We start from the raw sequence: 13,620 nt of genomic DNA, 5'->3' as shown, positions 1-13,620 counted from the left end.
CAATCAGCAATAACGGCTGCTGCGGAATAAAAGTAATGTTGCGGACACAAACGGCAACTGCTAACCTGTTGGGCAATCAGCCCACTCACCAATGCCCAGGGGCGTCATTCCGCTTTAATAACACGAACCGACTATTGCTTACGATTTCCGTGAAAGCGGGCAGTAAATCGGGATGAGCCTGGGATAAGGTCTGGAATTCCTCCCGGCGCATAACTAAGTGGTCGAGGCCGGCGTCGGCCATCTTGTCCAACAACTCGGCCGAAGGCATTCGATTAATATCCGGCCTCCAGACCAAGCCGCGGCGGTCGAAATACACTAAACTGAGGTTGGGGGCCACCTCGCCCAGTACCAGCAGCGTGGCAGTGGCAGGTACCTCAGCGGCGTTCATTGCGGCGGCGCCGCCTTCCATCCAGCGATAGGTGTCATCGTTGCTAAAAGGAGGGTACGAGTCGCTCATCCGGGCCCGGTAGCGCGGCAGGGCCAAGACCAACAAAGCCAGCAGCGCGGACCCAAATACTGCGTGGTGTGCGAGCCGGAGAAATTGGCGCCAACGGAAGCTCGCAGCCTGCCAATTAGCAGCTTGTACGGTAGCCAGCGCCACCAAAAGAGTCAGGCCCGGCCAGTAGGGTGCCAGTACGTAATAATCGTGGTCGGCAAATTGCCGGCCCATTAATTTAAAGAAGGCCCAGCCGCCGACGGCAGCCAAAAATAACTGAATGGCCCAAAGCCAGTCGGTGCGCACGATACGAGGTAAGCGTAGCAGGCAAATGAGGGCGCTGGCTTGCAGGATGAAGTAGTGAGCTTTGGTGAAGTACTCCTTTATCCATACATCGTTGATGCGGGTCATCACCATCTCGTACTCTTGCTCCGACTCAATGGGCATAGCCTGGGCTAAGAAAGAGGTAGAATCGTATAGTTCATTGAGATAACGATTATACAGGGCGTACCCAATAACGACTGCTAAGCTTACCAGGCAAAGAGCAATAAATCCTAGTTTCTGCCGCAGGCGCAAGACCGAAGGCTGCAGGTAGGTCCAGAGCACGACCGAGCTCATGGCGGCAATTAGGTAGATAGCAGCCGACGTTTTAATTAGGCTAGCCAGCGTGAACCAACCGATGGCCCAGCCCAAGTCGCGAAATTGTTGCCGGAGTGCATAGCGTAGCAAGTAGTAAGAGGCCACCAAGGTCAGCGCGGCCCCGACCGGGTCGGGAACAAAGTTGCCTGCGTAATAGGCAAAGACAGGCGATGTAGCCAGGAATACGCCCGGCAACAACGCCGCCACAAAGTGTTGGGTACGCTCGAATACCAACCGGAACAAAAAATAATAGCTTAGCCAAGCCGTGCTAGCGGTAAGCCCGCGGTACCATAAAACCAAGCTGTCTCTGCCCGTCAACTTAGCACCCAATGCGGCTAAGTAAGGTATCAGGGGAAACTCTACTCCCGTGACGCCGTCAATGGATGAGAGGTTCTGAGTCTGTGGCCGGAAGAAATGCAGCCCGTTGTCGTAAAAGCCAATGGCTAACGAGAGGCGGTCAGACTGTGCCCAGGCGTGGATGCCCCGGGGTAGCAAGCCTATCGAAGGAACATAGAAAAACAACGTTAAGACGAGAAAAAGCGAACCCCCAGCCAGTAAACAAACACGATTTCTGAACTCTTCGGATTGCCCAGCGGCCGTAAAGAAGGTGGGCACAGCGAAAAAAATGAAATGTTTCAGACGCAATGCAAGGGTAAAAACGAGGTTCTCATCGATAGGACAACCAAAATTAGTCAACAACCAGCGGATTGAGCTGGCCCATCAATTTATTTTGATTCCACATGAACGGACGGTTTGAGAAGCGGCAGGCACACCTACTATCTTTGCTTTAGCGAAAATTTGAAAATGCCCATTCTACGCATGCCATTCATGGCTCACGTGCTGGATTCGCATGATGACTGGCTGTTAAAATTTAGAGAATAATCATTAAGGTATCAAAATACTTGTTCCATTCTGTCAACTTTCGGCGCTGGTTTTTTCAATTCGAAAATCAGTTGCTGTTGGTGTTATTGCTAGCTGCATTTCCACTTTATTACGAGTTGGGTCGAAATCCAGTACAGCTGTGGGACGAGTCGCGCGAGGCCGTTAACGCCGTCGAAATGGCCAGCAGTGGCCATTGGCTAGTCCCACACTTTGGGGGCCACCCCGACCATTGGAATACCAAGCCGCCACTACTTATTTGGTTGGAAGCTCTCAGCTTCAAAATCTTTGGGTATTCAACCTGGGCCCTACGCTTGCCAATTTTACTGGCTACACTAGGCACCGTAGTGTTAATATTCCGTTTCGCTGCCAAGGTGTTGCGCCGACCCTTGGGTGGCTTATTTGCCGGCATGGTATTGGTCACTTGTTCGGGCTACGTTCGGCTGCACGTGGCGCGCACCGGCGAATACGACGCAATGCTTGCTTTTTGGCAGGTGTTGATATGGATTAGTTTTTTTCAGTACGTGGAGCTAGGCAGCCGACGCAGTGTTTACTGGCTGACGCTTGGCTTGGTCGCGGCGGTCCTCACAAAGGGGCCCGCTGGCTTGATGGGGCTGCCCGGTTTACTGGTGTATGCTATTGCACGGGGTAAAATACTGTGGCTGCTGCGCAAGCCAAGTATTTATATAACGGCTGGTATTTGGATTACGGTAGTGGCGGGGTATTTTCTACTTCGGGAGGCCATCGACCCCGGTTATTGGCACGCCGTGCAATTTAATGATTTAGGCGGGCGTTTTTTAACCGACCACGGCGGTTCAAAGGAGTGGAATTACTACTTGTTAAACATTAAAAATAAATTTTTTAGCGTTTGGTTCTGGGCAATCGGACCAGCACTGCTGGTGGGACTGCTTCAGCCTACTGGCCTTGTGAAACGGGCTTTCTTATTGCTAACATCATTCATATTGGGCTGGTTAGTGGTCATCAGTGTGGCGGAGAGCGGTCTGGAATGGTACGATGCCCCGATTTATCCTGCTCTCGCATTAGTTGTGGGCGTTGGGCTAAGCATCATGTATGAAGACCTGATGGGATTGTATTTACCTCAACTGAGCCGACGCCCAGCGTGAGTGGTGCGTGTGACAGTGGTGCTGGCGGTATTCTATGTTCCCTATCGCACCATTGTTAATCAGCTAATTAGTGAGCGCGGGAGCGATTATGGGGTGGGGTCGGATGCTCACTTAGGGCGTTACCTTACCAAACTTGTGCTTGCCCAACCCCATATTGACAAGTTAACACTGCTATGTCAAGGCGGGTACAGCCCTGTTTTGATGTATTACAAAACAAAGCAGAATTTGAGCAGAAACCGGGGCGAAATTTGCAATTTATTGCGGGCAGCACGGCTCGCAGTTTGCAACCGGGAGCCGTAGTGATGATTTGCAACCCGACCTATCTGCTGCAACTCGACTCTGCTTTCCGCTTGGTCGAACTGCACCAAGATAGCCCCTGCCAAACGCTGCTGCTTTTACCGCGTCAGCAATAGTCTATAAGTGCTGGGAGAAATTTGTTGCTGTCCGGCGCATCGACAAATGAAGCGCTTTCTTCTTCACAGAATGCTCGGTTCAGCCGCATTGAGTTGCGACGTCATGTTATTGTAGTCGATGCGCTATTTTTTGGTGCGATAACCGTTGGCTGCCAACTAAAGCAGAACGGCGAGCGTGTTATTGGATTAGTGGAAGTGGTGTGTATAATTCTTAAAATCCTGCTCCCGCGATTACTGCTGATGGCCCTTGCGCTGCTGTCGCACGAAAACATGGCGCAGGCTGTTCGATTCACGTCGCTGGTTCTTTCTGGTTCAACCGCGCGTCACTGTCTGGCGAAAGCGCTGACACCATAGGAAGCTGGCTCGTTATCGGTAACCGAATGCCAGACGCTTTTTCGTTGGGCTGAAGGCATTTGAATGCGCTCTGCTGGACGTATCGGCGGTTTCTGATTCACTCCTCGCACGGTGGGCGAAGAGCAAGCCTCCTTCGACACCACGCGCCGCATTGCTGCCAAGCTGCACGCCCAGCAGCCCGCCATGGTAGTGCAGGAAGTCTTATTTGAAATCGTTTATGCCCACGCGAATAGCTTACTGATGCTCAACCGCATGTGGGCCAATTTTGGGGAGGATACGTTGGCTGTGCCGACTCACTTGTTCCGCTTCGCTGACATGATGGACCCGGGCTACTTCAGCACCACCGACAGCGCGCTACCGTTGGGATTCGCGGCCACCCAGCCAGGCACCGGGTACGCCTGACATGAGCCAGCTCGAAACGCAGTTGTGGTTTTATACCCTATCTGACCGGCAAATCGAGGCGGGCTGTGAGGCCCTGCATTTTGGCCAAGCGGCACCACATCAATCCGAAAGCCGTGGCCAAATGGCGCAAGCGCCGCGCCACACACAACGGATGCGCTGATGGCTCCCAAGCCGGCCTCGGCGCTGCTCTCGACGACGAAAAAGGCCGCTGCCTTGGCGTTTCGCCAGTACACCCTGCGGGATACTGTTCCACCCCTGCCGCGCTCGGCCTTGCACCGCTGTTTTCAACGCCACGGCGTCAGTCGGCTGCTTCTCACTGACGAAAGCCAGGCCGTTCCGAAAAAAAGTTCAAGGACTACCCCATCGGCTACCTGCCCATCGACTTTGCCGAAGTACAAACCGAAGAAAACCTCTGGTACCTCTTCGTGGCCATAGACCATACTAGCAAAGTCGCCTTTGCCGAGCTGCAGCCGCATGCTACGCGTATGGCAGCCGCTAACTTTCTGCGTCGAGTATTGAGAACGCGGCCTTTTCAGGCGCGTATCGTACTGAGCAGCGACGGTGTGCCGTTCACGCTCCAGCTCCACCAGTGGTTTCCAGGCGGGCACGGTTTTGCCCGCATCCGTCGGGCCTTCGGCGTGGAGCACCGCCTGACCCAACCGACTCACCCCCAGACCAACGGCTAGGTCGAGCGCTTCAACCGTACGCTGAAAAAGGCCACCTTCCCAGCGGTATTACTACCAAACCACGGCCCAACTCAACGAACATTTGCAAGCCTTTGTGCTAGCTGTATAGTCCCAGGATGTAGTGGTGTGGTCTTTACACCCGAACTTCGCCAGCACTTATGGGACGAGTACTTCACGGCAGCGCCCGGACAACTCCGGCAGTACGGCGCCTTATCCAACAAAGTCCGGAAAGCCTACAAAGCTTAGCTACCCGCCATGGGGTCAACCCCAAAACGGTGGCCAAGTGGCGCAGCCGCGCCACCACAGCCGATGCCCCGATGGGGCCCAAACCGGCCTCGACGGTGCTCACGGCCGAGGAGGAAGCCATCGCCGTGGCCTTCCGCCAGCACACCCAGTTGCCCCTGGATGACTGCCTGTACGCCTTGCAGGAAACGATTCCGCACCTCTCCCGCTCGGCCCTGCACCGCCTCTTGCAACGTCATGGCATCAGTCGCCTGCCCGCCCCGGGGCCGGCGGGGAAGAGAAAAAAGTTCAAGGATTACCCCATCGGCTACCTGCACGTGGATTTTGCCGAAGTCCACACCGAAGAGGGCCGGGGCTACTTATTTGTCGCCATCGACCGCACCAGCAAGCTGGCCTTCGCCGAACTACAGCCCCGGGCGACGAAAATGCTGGCCGCCGATTTCCTGCGCCGGGTGCTGGCGGCCATCCCCTACAAAGTGCATAAGGTGCTGACCGATAACGGGACGCAGTTTGGCAACACGCCCCACCAGGTCTACGCCTGGCGGCACATTTTCGACCGCGTGTGCGACGAGCACGGCATCGAGCACCGCTTCACCAAGCCCGCCCACCCCTGGACCAACGGCCAGGTCGAGCGCTTCAACCGGACCTTGAAAGAGGCGACGGTGCAGCGCTATCACTACCAGACGATGACCCAGCTCAACGACCACCTGCAAGCTTTTTTGCTGGCTTACAACCACGGCAAGCGCCTCAAGCGCCTGCGCGGCGGAACACCGCACGAATTCATCTGCCAGCAGTGGCAACTCAGCCCTGCTGTTTTTATCCGCGACCCCACCCAGCTCACCCTGGGACTATACACTTTAGCGCATAACCACGCCAGGCGCCTGCGCGGTTTGACACCATATGAATTTGTCTGCGCCCAGTAGCTAAAGAGTCCTGCTATTTTTACTCGTGTCCCGACCCAGAGCTCCAAACTTATGCCGCTGGCTTGGGCCGCCACCGGCTCCCACCTACGGCCAGCACCAAAAAAGCAGAAATAAATAAGGTTAATGAAATGAGGTAAGGGTAAGGAATTTGAATAAACAGGTAAAATACAGTAAGGTATGACTGCAACGCTACCAAGGCCAACAGCCGATAATTGAGGCGGTGCCGCAGGCGCCAGTAGAGCGCAGCAAAGCCCAATACCGTGGCGGCACTGGCTAGCACTTGAGCGCGTTGCAGCCAAGAAATTTTGTGGGACAAATCGCCGGGTGCGTACAAGGAAAACCACGGGGCTATGCCCAAGCCATTGAATATGTGACCAATGTTACCACCGGGGCCGTCCGAACGGCTCCATTCTCCTAGTGTCGCAATGCGATACTCGCTCAAGGCATGGGTGAAAATAGTCCAGTCCTTGGACAAAAAAGGCCCGACGTATATGACCAGAACTCCCATTAAAGTGAGGGCAGCTACTTTCAACGTGTGTGAGCGGCCGGCTCCATGCCATAACATCCAAAAATATAAGGGTACCCACAGCACTAACGAATAGCGCGACAACAAGCACAGCACCAACGCGACTGCCTGGGCCAGCACGGAGCGCGACAGGACACTAGCAGCCAGTACGCAGTAGTACGCGATGATGGTGGGCTCCAGCACCTGCGCGTAGAGGTATGAGTCATGGCGGATGATGCGCACCAGCAAGTAAGCCGGCAGCAAGGCTTTAAGAGCAAATTCGACTCCTCCAATAGGCTGATTGGCCAAAACCACTTGCCATGCCCCAAACCCCAACAGCAGTAGCAGTCCCAGGCCCCACCACCGGTAGTCCAAGCCCAGTTGGTCGGGGAGTAAATAGGGTAACCACTGCAACGGTAAGTGATTTGGGAACAGCGGATAAGGCAAGTTGGTGATGTAGCGGTATACGACCTCACCGCTTTGGAAACGAGCCACGTAATTCTGCAGAATGGGAATTACATCGGAAGCGCGTACATCTATGGGATTGTTTAAAATGGCAGGAGCCTGGTAGTACAGTGCCCAGGTGCCGCCCAGCAGCATCGCCAGCCCGCCCCAAACCAAGCGCGTGGCGGCCCTCGGAGGCGAGGTAGCCTGGAGCGGTGGGCGGTGCAAAAAGTGCAACAGGGCAAATACACTAAGTAAGCCCGCGGCGGCCGCCAACAGCAGGGGGTGGGCGTAAGGGCCGTAGTAGCCGCGGAGTTCGAACAGGCGCACTTGGACCGCAAAAGCAGCGTAAGCGCCCATTTGCCAAACAACCGGGCGGGCTAAGCGCCAGCGCGCCAAGAGGGAAGGAGAGAGCATAAGCACCAAACAGTAGCTACCATTCCCGGGCTTTCACCCGGATGTCGTCGAGGTAAACAGGGTCCGCACTGCTGCCCCTTTTCAGGTACAGGCGCAAGTGCGTACTGCCTGGCAAGCCCCCGGGCAAGTGAAAAATATGCGTCACCTCGGTCCAGCGTTTGAATACCTCGACCTGCGAGCGTAATGGAAATTCTTCGCGATAAGGAGGTGTGTTCGGGCTCCCACCATCGGCCACGGTTTCTGCCTGCAACGTCGCGTCAGCTCTGTTGTTGGGCAGATATACCCACGCCGTTACTTCCACCGCCTGTAGCGAGTGCACGCTGGCCTCATACAGCGGTAAGTCAAACATAAGACCGGTTTCGTGAGTGGAGTCAACCACCACGGCATAACGACCAGAATGGGCATGGTCCCGGGTAAGGGTTGACCGGTCTGCTGCGCCCCATCCGGCCACGGTCTCAAAGTCGTTGTGAGTGACCTCATCGCCAACCCACGTGCCGTCGGCTGGGTCTCCTGAACAGGCTACTCCCGCAATGCTCAGCCAAGTTAGGCTCAAGCTGCTGGTGATAGATAACGTTAGCCTTTTATTAAACATAGCAGCAAAAGGGAGCATGTAGTGCGGTGTCAACAGCCTAAGATGGGCAATATCGCCCCTGAAAAAACGCCGGGCAGGGTTGGTCAAAGCCCCAAAAATAAAAGTTAAAGCTACGGGCGCAATCGCCGAAAAGCTGGCTCGGTAACGCTTATGGTCCGGGGGGCCGGAAAGCCACGCCGCATTGGGAGCAACGGTTTGGAGCCAATCCGTTTACATAAAAGGAGTACTATACTATACACTGGCTACCCTGGTCGGAATGCACGATGAGCCCGGCCAGGGGCCGGCGCTGGGCTTCGCTGACCAGGTCTTCCGGCATGGCCTCGCGCACGTTCCAGCCGACAACTTTGCGCGCGCAGCAGTCCAGCCACACGGCCGGGTACAACCAGCCCCCGCCTTGGCGCGGCAAGCACGTGAGGTCCCCCACCCCCACCCGGTTGGGGGCGGTGGGGACCGGCGGGCCCAACCGGGTGGAGGCGGCGCGCACGGCCGGGTCTAAGTCGGTGGTACGTGGCACGAACGGGGCTGCTGGGTGCGCAGGCCACGGGAGGTGAGCGCGCGGCGGATGCGCAAATGGCCCACCCGCTGAGCGCTTAAACGCCTCGTTGTATCTACGCCGTTTATCGGGCGACGGCCCGCTTGATTTTGCTGCCCTAACAAAAGAACTATACGTCCTTCTTCTGTCCGTCATGCCCGGAGCATCTCATGCTGTGAAGGCGCAAGCCCGCGGACGTAAGTGGCGACGAAGCCGCGCTCACCGGGCAGGCTAACGCCCAGCCGCTTACTTTTGCCCGGCATGGACCTGACCTACGAAGCCAAATATCATCAGTTAGAAGAACAGCACTGGTGGTTTGCCAGCCGCCGCGACGTGGTCTATGACCTCATCCGGAGCTTGCGCCTGCCCGTGTCGGCGGCCATTCTGGAAATTGGCTGCTCGGGTGGGCCGCTGATGCAGCGGCTAAGCGCGGCCGGCTACTCTGACCTGACGGGTATTGACGTAAGCGTGCCCGCCATTGAGCTGGCCCAGGCCCGGGGCGTCCCCCACGTGTCGGTGATGGACGGCGCCGCGCTGGCGTTTGGCGACGCCCGGTTCGATGTCGTCATTGCTTCCGATGTGCTTGAGCACATTGAGGACGAAGCCCAAGCGCTGCGCGAATGGGCCCGGGTGCTCAAGCCCGGGGGGCAGCTGCTGGTGTTCGTGCCGGCCCACGCTCACCTGTGGAGCGAGCACGACGTGGTGAACCACCACTTCCGCCGCTACTCCCGCCCCGGGCTGCTGGCCGCCCTGGAGCGCGCGGGCCTGCGCGCCCAACGCAGCTCGTTCTGGAACGCGGCGCTGTATCTGCCCACGGCGGTCCTGCGCCTGGGGCGACGAGCGCTGTCCGGCCCGGTGTCGCCAATCAAACGGCCCGGTGCCACCGGCGACTTGCACCATTTTGCCCGGCCAGCCAATCGCTTCTTGTTGAGCTTATTGAAGGCTGAGAACCGCCTGCTGCGCCGCTTCAATCTGCCACTGGGAGTAAGCGTGTTTGCCCTGGCCCAAAAGCCCGCCTGATTTTTTCTTCTTTTCGAGCCTGACCCCTGCCCGCGTGGAGCTATCCATCATCATTCCCATCTACAACGAGGAAGCCAACATCGGCGAACTGCACCGACGCCTGCTGGGCGTGCTGGAGCCCATGGCTTTGCCCGGCGGCTTCGAGCTGATTTTCATCAACGACGGCTCACGCGACCAATCCATGCCACTACTGCTGGCCTTGGCCGCTCGCGACGAGCGGGTGCGCTACATTGACTTCAGTCGCAACTTCGGGCACCAGATTGCCGTCACGGCCGGCCTCGACCGGGCCGCGGGCGAGGCCGTGGTCATCATCGACGCCGACCTGCAGGACCCGCCCGAGCTGATTCCGCTGCTCTATGAGAAGATGCGTACCGGCTACGAGGTGATCTACGCCAAACGGCGTTCGCGCCAGGGCGACAGCGCCGCCAAAAAGCTCACGGCCCGGCTGTTCTACCGGTTGCTGGCCAGCATCACGCACGTTTCTATTCCCGTTGACACCGGCGACTTCCGCATCATTTCGCGCAAGGTGGTGGAGGGGCTGCGGCTCATGCCCGAGCAGAACAAGTTCCTGCGGGGCCAGATTTCCTGGATTGGCTACCGGCAGACGTTCATTGAGTACGATCGGGCCGAGCGCGCCGGGGGCGAAACCGGCTACACCTACCGCAAAATGATACGCCTGGCCCTGGACGGCATCACGGCTTTCTCCGACGTGCCCCTGAAAGCGGCCACGGTGAGCGGGTTCGTGGTATCCGGATTGGCTTTCATAGTGGGCTTGTACACGCTCTATTCGCGCTTTGTGAGCCACGATTACCAGCCCGGCTGGCCGTCGCTCATGGTCAGCATTCTGTTCTTGGGCGGGGTGCAGCTTATTTCGGTAGGCATCATCGGCGAGTACATGGCCCGGCTTTCGGCCAACGTGCGCCAACGCCCGCTCTACCTGATTTCGGACACCAATTTGCCCGTGCCACCGGTGCAGAACAAGTAGACAAAGCAGCCGGACCCCGGGGTGGCTAGCTTTGCGCCCACCGCCTTTCCCGCATGTTGCACATTCTTAACTACCTCAACGGCCAGCTCACGCCGCCCCTGGCCGGCCGCTACCTCGACAACGTGGAGCCCGCCACCGGCCGGGTGTACGGCCAACTGCCCGACTCCGGCCCCGAGGACGTGGCCGCTGCCGTGGCCGCCGCCGAAGCGGCCCTGCCCGCCTGGCGCCGCTTGCCGGCTGAGGAGCGGGGCCGCTTCCTGATGAGGATTGCTGAGTTGATTGACGCCAACCTGGAGCGGCTGGCGCAAGCCGAAAGCCAGGACAACGGCAAGCCCCTGAGCCTGGCGCGCGCAATGGACATTCCGCGGGCCGCCAGCAACTTCCACTTCTTTGGTACCGCCGCGGGGCATTTCGCTACCGAAGCCCACGTGCAGGACGGCGTGGCCCTGAACTACACCGTGTGCCACCCGGTGGGCGTGGTGGGCTGCATCTCGCCCTGGAACCTGCCGCTGTACCTGTTTACCTGGAAAATTGCGCCGGCCCTGGCCGTGGGCTGCTGCGTGGTGGCCAAGCCGTCGGAAATTACGCCGGCCACGGCGTTTTTGCTCAGTGAGTTGTGTATCGAGGCGGGCCTGCCGCCGGGGGTGCTCAACGTCGTGCACGGCACCGGGCCCGGCTGCGGGCAGGCCCTCGTGGCGCACCCGGGCATTAGGGCCATCAGCTTCACGGGGGGCACGGCCACCGGGCGGCACCTGGCCGCCACCGCCGCGCCCCTGTTCAAAAAACTGAGTCTGGAGTTGGGGGGCAAAAACCCCAACCTCGTGTTTGCCGACTGCGACCTGGCCGCGGCCGTGGCCACCAGCATCCGCAGCAGCTTTGCCAACCAGGGCCAGATTTGCCTGTGCGGCTCCCGTATCTTCGTCGAGCGGCCCATCTACGAGGCCTTCAAAGCCGCGTTTTTGCAGCAGCTGCAGGCGCAAAAAATCGGTGACCCGCTGGCGGCCGAAACCACGCAAGGGGCCTTGGTGAGCGAAGCGCATCTGCACAAGGTGCTGGGCTACATCAGGCTGGCGCACGAGGAAGGCGGGCGCCTGCTCGCGGGCGGGCACCGCGTCACGGTTCCAGGCCGCTGCGAAAGCGGGTACTTCCTCGAACCCACCGTGTTTGAAAACCTGCCGCCCGACTGCCGCACCAACCAGGAGGAGATTTTCGGTCCCGTGGTCACGCTCACGCCCTTCGACACCGAGGAAGAGGCCCTGACCTGGGCCAACAGCACCGACTACGGCCTGTCGGCCACCATCTGGACGCGCGACCTGACCCGCGCCCACCGCGTGGCCCAGGCCCTGCACAGCGGCGTGGTGTGGGTGAATACCTGGCTGCACCGCGACCTGCGCACGCCCTTCGGCGGCATGAAAAATTCCGGCGTCGGCCGCGAAGGCGGGCTGGAAGCGCTGCGGTTTTTCACCGAGGCCCAGAACGTGTGCGTTAAACTTTAATCACGGATTTGTGCGGATTTTTTGGATTTCACGGATTTTGTAGTCGGCTGTTGCACAGGTAGGCGGCTGTTGCAGAGTAAGTACAGCAGCACAGAAACCCGCTCGGTTGCAAGGCGTTTGGTGTTGATGGACGCTTACTGGGGTCCTGAGCCATCCACAAAATCCGAAAAACCCGCACAAATCCGCACAAATCCGTGATTCAGATAATCCCCGCATACACCTCCGCCAGCGGCACCCGGCAGCCCACGCTGTCCAAATCGAGCACCGCGGCTAGGTCGCGGGTTTCCACAAAGAGCCAGCTGCCGTTGGGCTGCCGCGTGTAGAGCTCGGCCAGGGCGGCGCGGGAGTCCAGCATCAGGTACTGCTGCAGGCTGGGAATCTGGCGGTAGAGCATGAACTTCTCGCTGCGGTCCTTGTCGGCCGTCGACTCGGACAGCACTTCCACCAGCAGGGTGGGGTTGAGCAGCGTTTCCGGCCGGCGAGTTTCGTTGAAGCTCGGCGGGCCGCACACCACGGTCACGTCGGGGTACACGTAGGCGCTGCCGCTCAGAATCTGCAGGCGCTGGTCGCTGCCCACCACGGCGCAGCTTTTACCGCGAAGTTGACCGCCAAGGGCAACCGTCATGTTGGCGCAAACGCGGTTGTGGGCGTAGCTAGCCCCGGCCATGGCGCGCACTTCGCCGTAGTAATACTCGTGCTTTTCCACGGCCTCGCCCTCCAGGCGGAGGTAGTCGTCGGGCGAAACGCGGGGCAAAGCTTCGGGTAAAGAAGTGGACGGGCTCATAATGCGGGGGAAACAAGGCGCTTAGCCAAAAGTACGAAGCCAACCCCGGCCTTCGCCTTACCTTTGCGGGCCGAACCGCCCGCCTGCCCGAATGCCCCATTCTGCCTCCGATTCCTACGCCCACCCCACGGCCATCCTCGACGAAGGCTGCCAAGTGGGCCGGGGCAGCCGCATCTGGCACTTCTGTCACGTGTGCGCCGGGGCCGACATCGGCGAAGATTGCAACCTGGGCCAGAACGTGTTCGTGGCCGACGGCGTGACCCTGGGCCGCAACGTGAAGGTGCAGAACAACGTGAGCCTCTACGGCGGCGTGGTGTGCGAGGACGACGTTTTTCTGGGCCCCTCGGTGGTATTCACCAACGTGAAGAACCCGCGCAGCGCCGTGCCCCGCAAGGGCGCCGGCCAGTACCAGCCCACCCACCTGGAGCGGGGCGTGACGGTGGGCGCCAACGCCACCATCGTGTGCGGCGTGCGGCTGGGGCGCTACGCCTTCGTGGGCGCGGGCAGCGTGGTCACGCACGACGTGCCGGCCTACGCCCTCGTATACGGCACGCCCGCCCGGGCGCAGGGCTGGATGAGCGCCTACGGGCACCGCTTGGCCTTCGACGCCAGCCGCCGCGCCACCTGCCCCGAAAGCGGCGAGCACTACGAGCTGAGCCCGGACGAGCAGTCGGTGCGCCCCGTGGCGCAGAGCCAGAGTGCGGCCAAACGACCCCGGACGAACTCCTGATTCATAACGCAAAATT

The 13,620-nt window shown here is 59.1% G+C and carries 14 protein-coding genes; 9 read left to right on the top strand and 5 right to left on the bottom strand.

The window, feature by feature from the left end:
* Nucleotides 1-85: 85 nt before the first annotated feature.
* Nucleotides 86-1,690, bottom strand: a complete 1,605-nt coding sequence (locus RMO51_RS15645; RefSeq protein WP_310396171.1) for a glycosyltransferase family 39 protein — start codon at nt 1,688-1,690, stop codon at nt 86-88.
* Nucleotides 1,691-1,977: 287 nt separating this feature from the next.
* Here RMO51_RS15645 and RMO51_RS15640 point away from each other — a divergent pair, with 287 nt between their 5' ends.
* The 5 genes from RMO51_RS15640 (at nt 1,978) to RMO51_RS15620 (ending at nt 6,099) form a co-directional block, all read left to right on the top strand.
* On the top strand, nt 1,978-3,078 hold the full coding sequence (locus tag RMO51_RS15640) for a glycosyltransferase family 39 protein (protein ID WP_310396169.1): 1,101 nt from the start codon (nt 1,978-1,980) through the stop codon (nt 3,076-3,078).
* A gap of 434 nt (nt 3,079-3,512) precedes the next feature.
* On the top strand, nt 3,513-3,845 hold the full coding sequence (locus tag RMO51_RS15635; RefSeq protein WP_310396168.1) for a hypothetical protein: 333 nt from the start codon (nt 3,513-3,515) through the stop codon (nt 3,843-3,845).
* A 111-nt stretch (nt 3,846-3,956) separates the two neighbouring features.
* Nucleotides 3,957-4,247 (top strand): hypothetical protein, encoded by a 291-nt coding sequence (locus tag RMO51_RS15630; RefSeq protein ID WP_310396166.1) that lies wholly within the window; start codon nt 3,957-3,959, stop codon nt 4,245-4,247.
* 563 nt (nt 4,248-4,810) lie between these two features.
* Complete coding sequence (locus RMO51_RS15625) at nt 4,811-4,933, top strand: hypothetical protein (RefSeq protein WP_310396164.1); 123 nt, start codon at nt 4,811-4,813, stop codon at nt 4,931-4,933.
* A 158-nt stretch (nt 4,934-5,091) separates the two neighbouring features.
* Nucleotides 5,092-6,099 carry an IS481 family transposase gene (locus RMO51_RS15620; protein ID WP_310396161.1) on the top strand — a complete coding sequence of 336 codons (1,008 nt, stop codon included), beginning with the start codon at nt 5,092-5,094 and terminating at the stop codon, nt 6,097-6,099.
* Nucleotides 6,100-6,148: 49 nt separating this feature from the next.
* On the opposite strand, the gene RMO51_RS15615 is transcribed toward RMO51_RS15620, so the two are convergent.
* The 3 genes from RMO51_RS15615 to RMO51_RS15605 all read right to left on the bottom strand — a co-directional run bounded on the left by RMO51_RS15615 (nt 6,149) and on the right by RMO51_RS15605 (nt 8,571).
* The gene (locus RMO51_RS15615; RefSeq protein ID WP_310396158.1) at nt 6,149-7,465 is read right to left on the bottom strand and encodes a hypothetical protein; all 1,317 of its coding nucleotides are present in this window, start codon (nt 7,463-7,465) and stop codon (nt 6,149-6,151) included.
* Nucleotides 7,466-7,481: 16 nt separating this feature from the next.
* On the bottom strand, nt 7,482-8,144 hold the full coding sequence (locus RMO51_RS15610; protein ID WP_310396157.1) for a hypothetical protein: 663 nt from the start codon (nt 8,142-8,144) through the stop codon (nt 7,482-7,484).
* Nucleotides 8,145-8,283: 139 nt separating this feature from the next.
* Complete coding sequence (locus tag RMO51_RS15605; RefSeq protein WP_310396153.1) at nt 8,284-8,571, bottom strand: DDE-type integrase/transposase/recombinase; 288 nt, start codon at nt 8,569-8,571, stop codon at nt 8,284-8,286.
* A 279-nt stretch (nt 8,572-8,850) separates the two neighbouring features.
* Here RMO51_RS15605 and RMO51_RS15600 point away from each other — a divergent pair, with 279 nt between their 5' ends.
* Genes RMO51_RS15600 through RMO51_RS15590 form a run of 3 tightly spaced genes read left to right on the top strand, consistent with a single transcriptional unit; the run spans nt 8,851 to nt 12,090 of the window.
* The gene (locus RMO51_RS15600) at nt 8,851-9,609 is read left to right on the top strand and encodes a class I SAM-dependent methyltransferase (protein WP_310396150.1); all 759 of its coding nucleotides are present in this window, start codon (nt 8,851-8,853) and stop codon (nt 9,607-9,609) included.
* Nucleotides 9,610-9,643: 34 nt separating this feature from the next.
* A complete protein-coding gene (locus tag RMO51_RS15595; RefSeq protein ID WP_310396148.1) occupies nt 9,644-10,594 on the top strand; it encodes a glycosyltransferase family 2 protein in 951 nt (316 codons plus the stop codon).
* A 53-nt stretch (nt 10,595-10,647) separates the two neighbouring features.
* On the top strand, nt 10,648-12,090 hold the full coding sequence (locus RMO51_RS15590; RefSeq protein WP_310396141.1) for an aldehyde dehydrogenase: 1,443 nt from the start codon (nt 10,648-10,650) through the stop codon (nt 12,088-12,090).
* 199 nt (nt 12,091-12,289) lie between these two features.
* On the opposite strand, the gene RMO51_RS15585 is transcribed toward RMO51_RS15590, so the two are convergent.
* A complete protein-coding gene (locus RMO51_RS15585; RefSeq protein WP_310396140.1) occupies nt 12,290-12,874 on the bottom strand; it encodes a Uma2 family endonuclease in 585 nt (194 codons plus the stop codon).
* 91 nt (nt 12,875-12,965) lie between these two features.
* Between RMO51_RS15585 and RMO51_RS15580 the strand changes: the two genes are divergently transcribed.
* Complete coding sequence (locus RMO51_RS15580) at nt 12,966-13,604, top strand: acyltransferase (RefSeq protein ID WP_310396137.1); 639 nt, start codon at nt 12,966-12,968, stop codon at nt 13,602-13,604.
* Nucleotides 13,605-13,620 lie beyond the last annotated feature (16 nt).

It is taken from the genome of Hymenobacter sp., from assembly GCF_031398885.1.
GTDB lineage: Bacteria > Bacteroidota > Bacteroidia > Cytophagales > Hymenobacteraceae > Hymenobacter.
The sequence above is the reverse complement of the archived record's forward strand: the minus strand, read 5'-3'. Positions and strand labels throughout refer to the sequence as shown.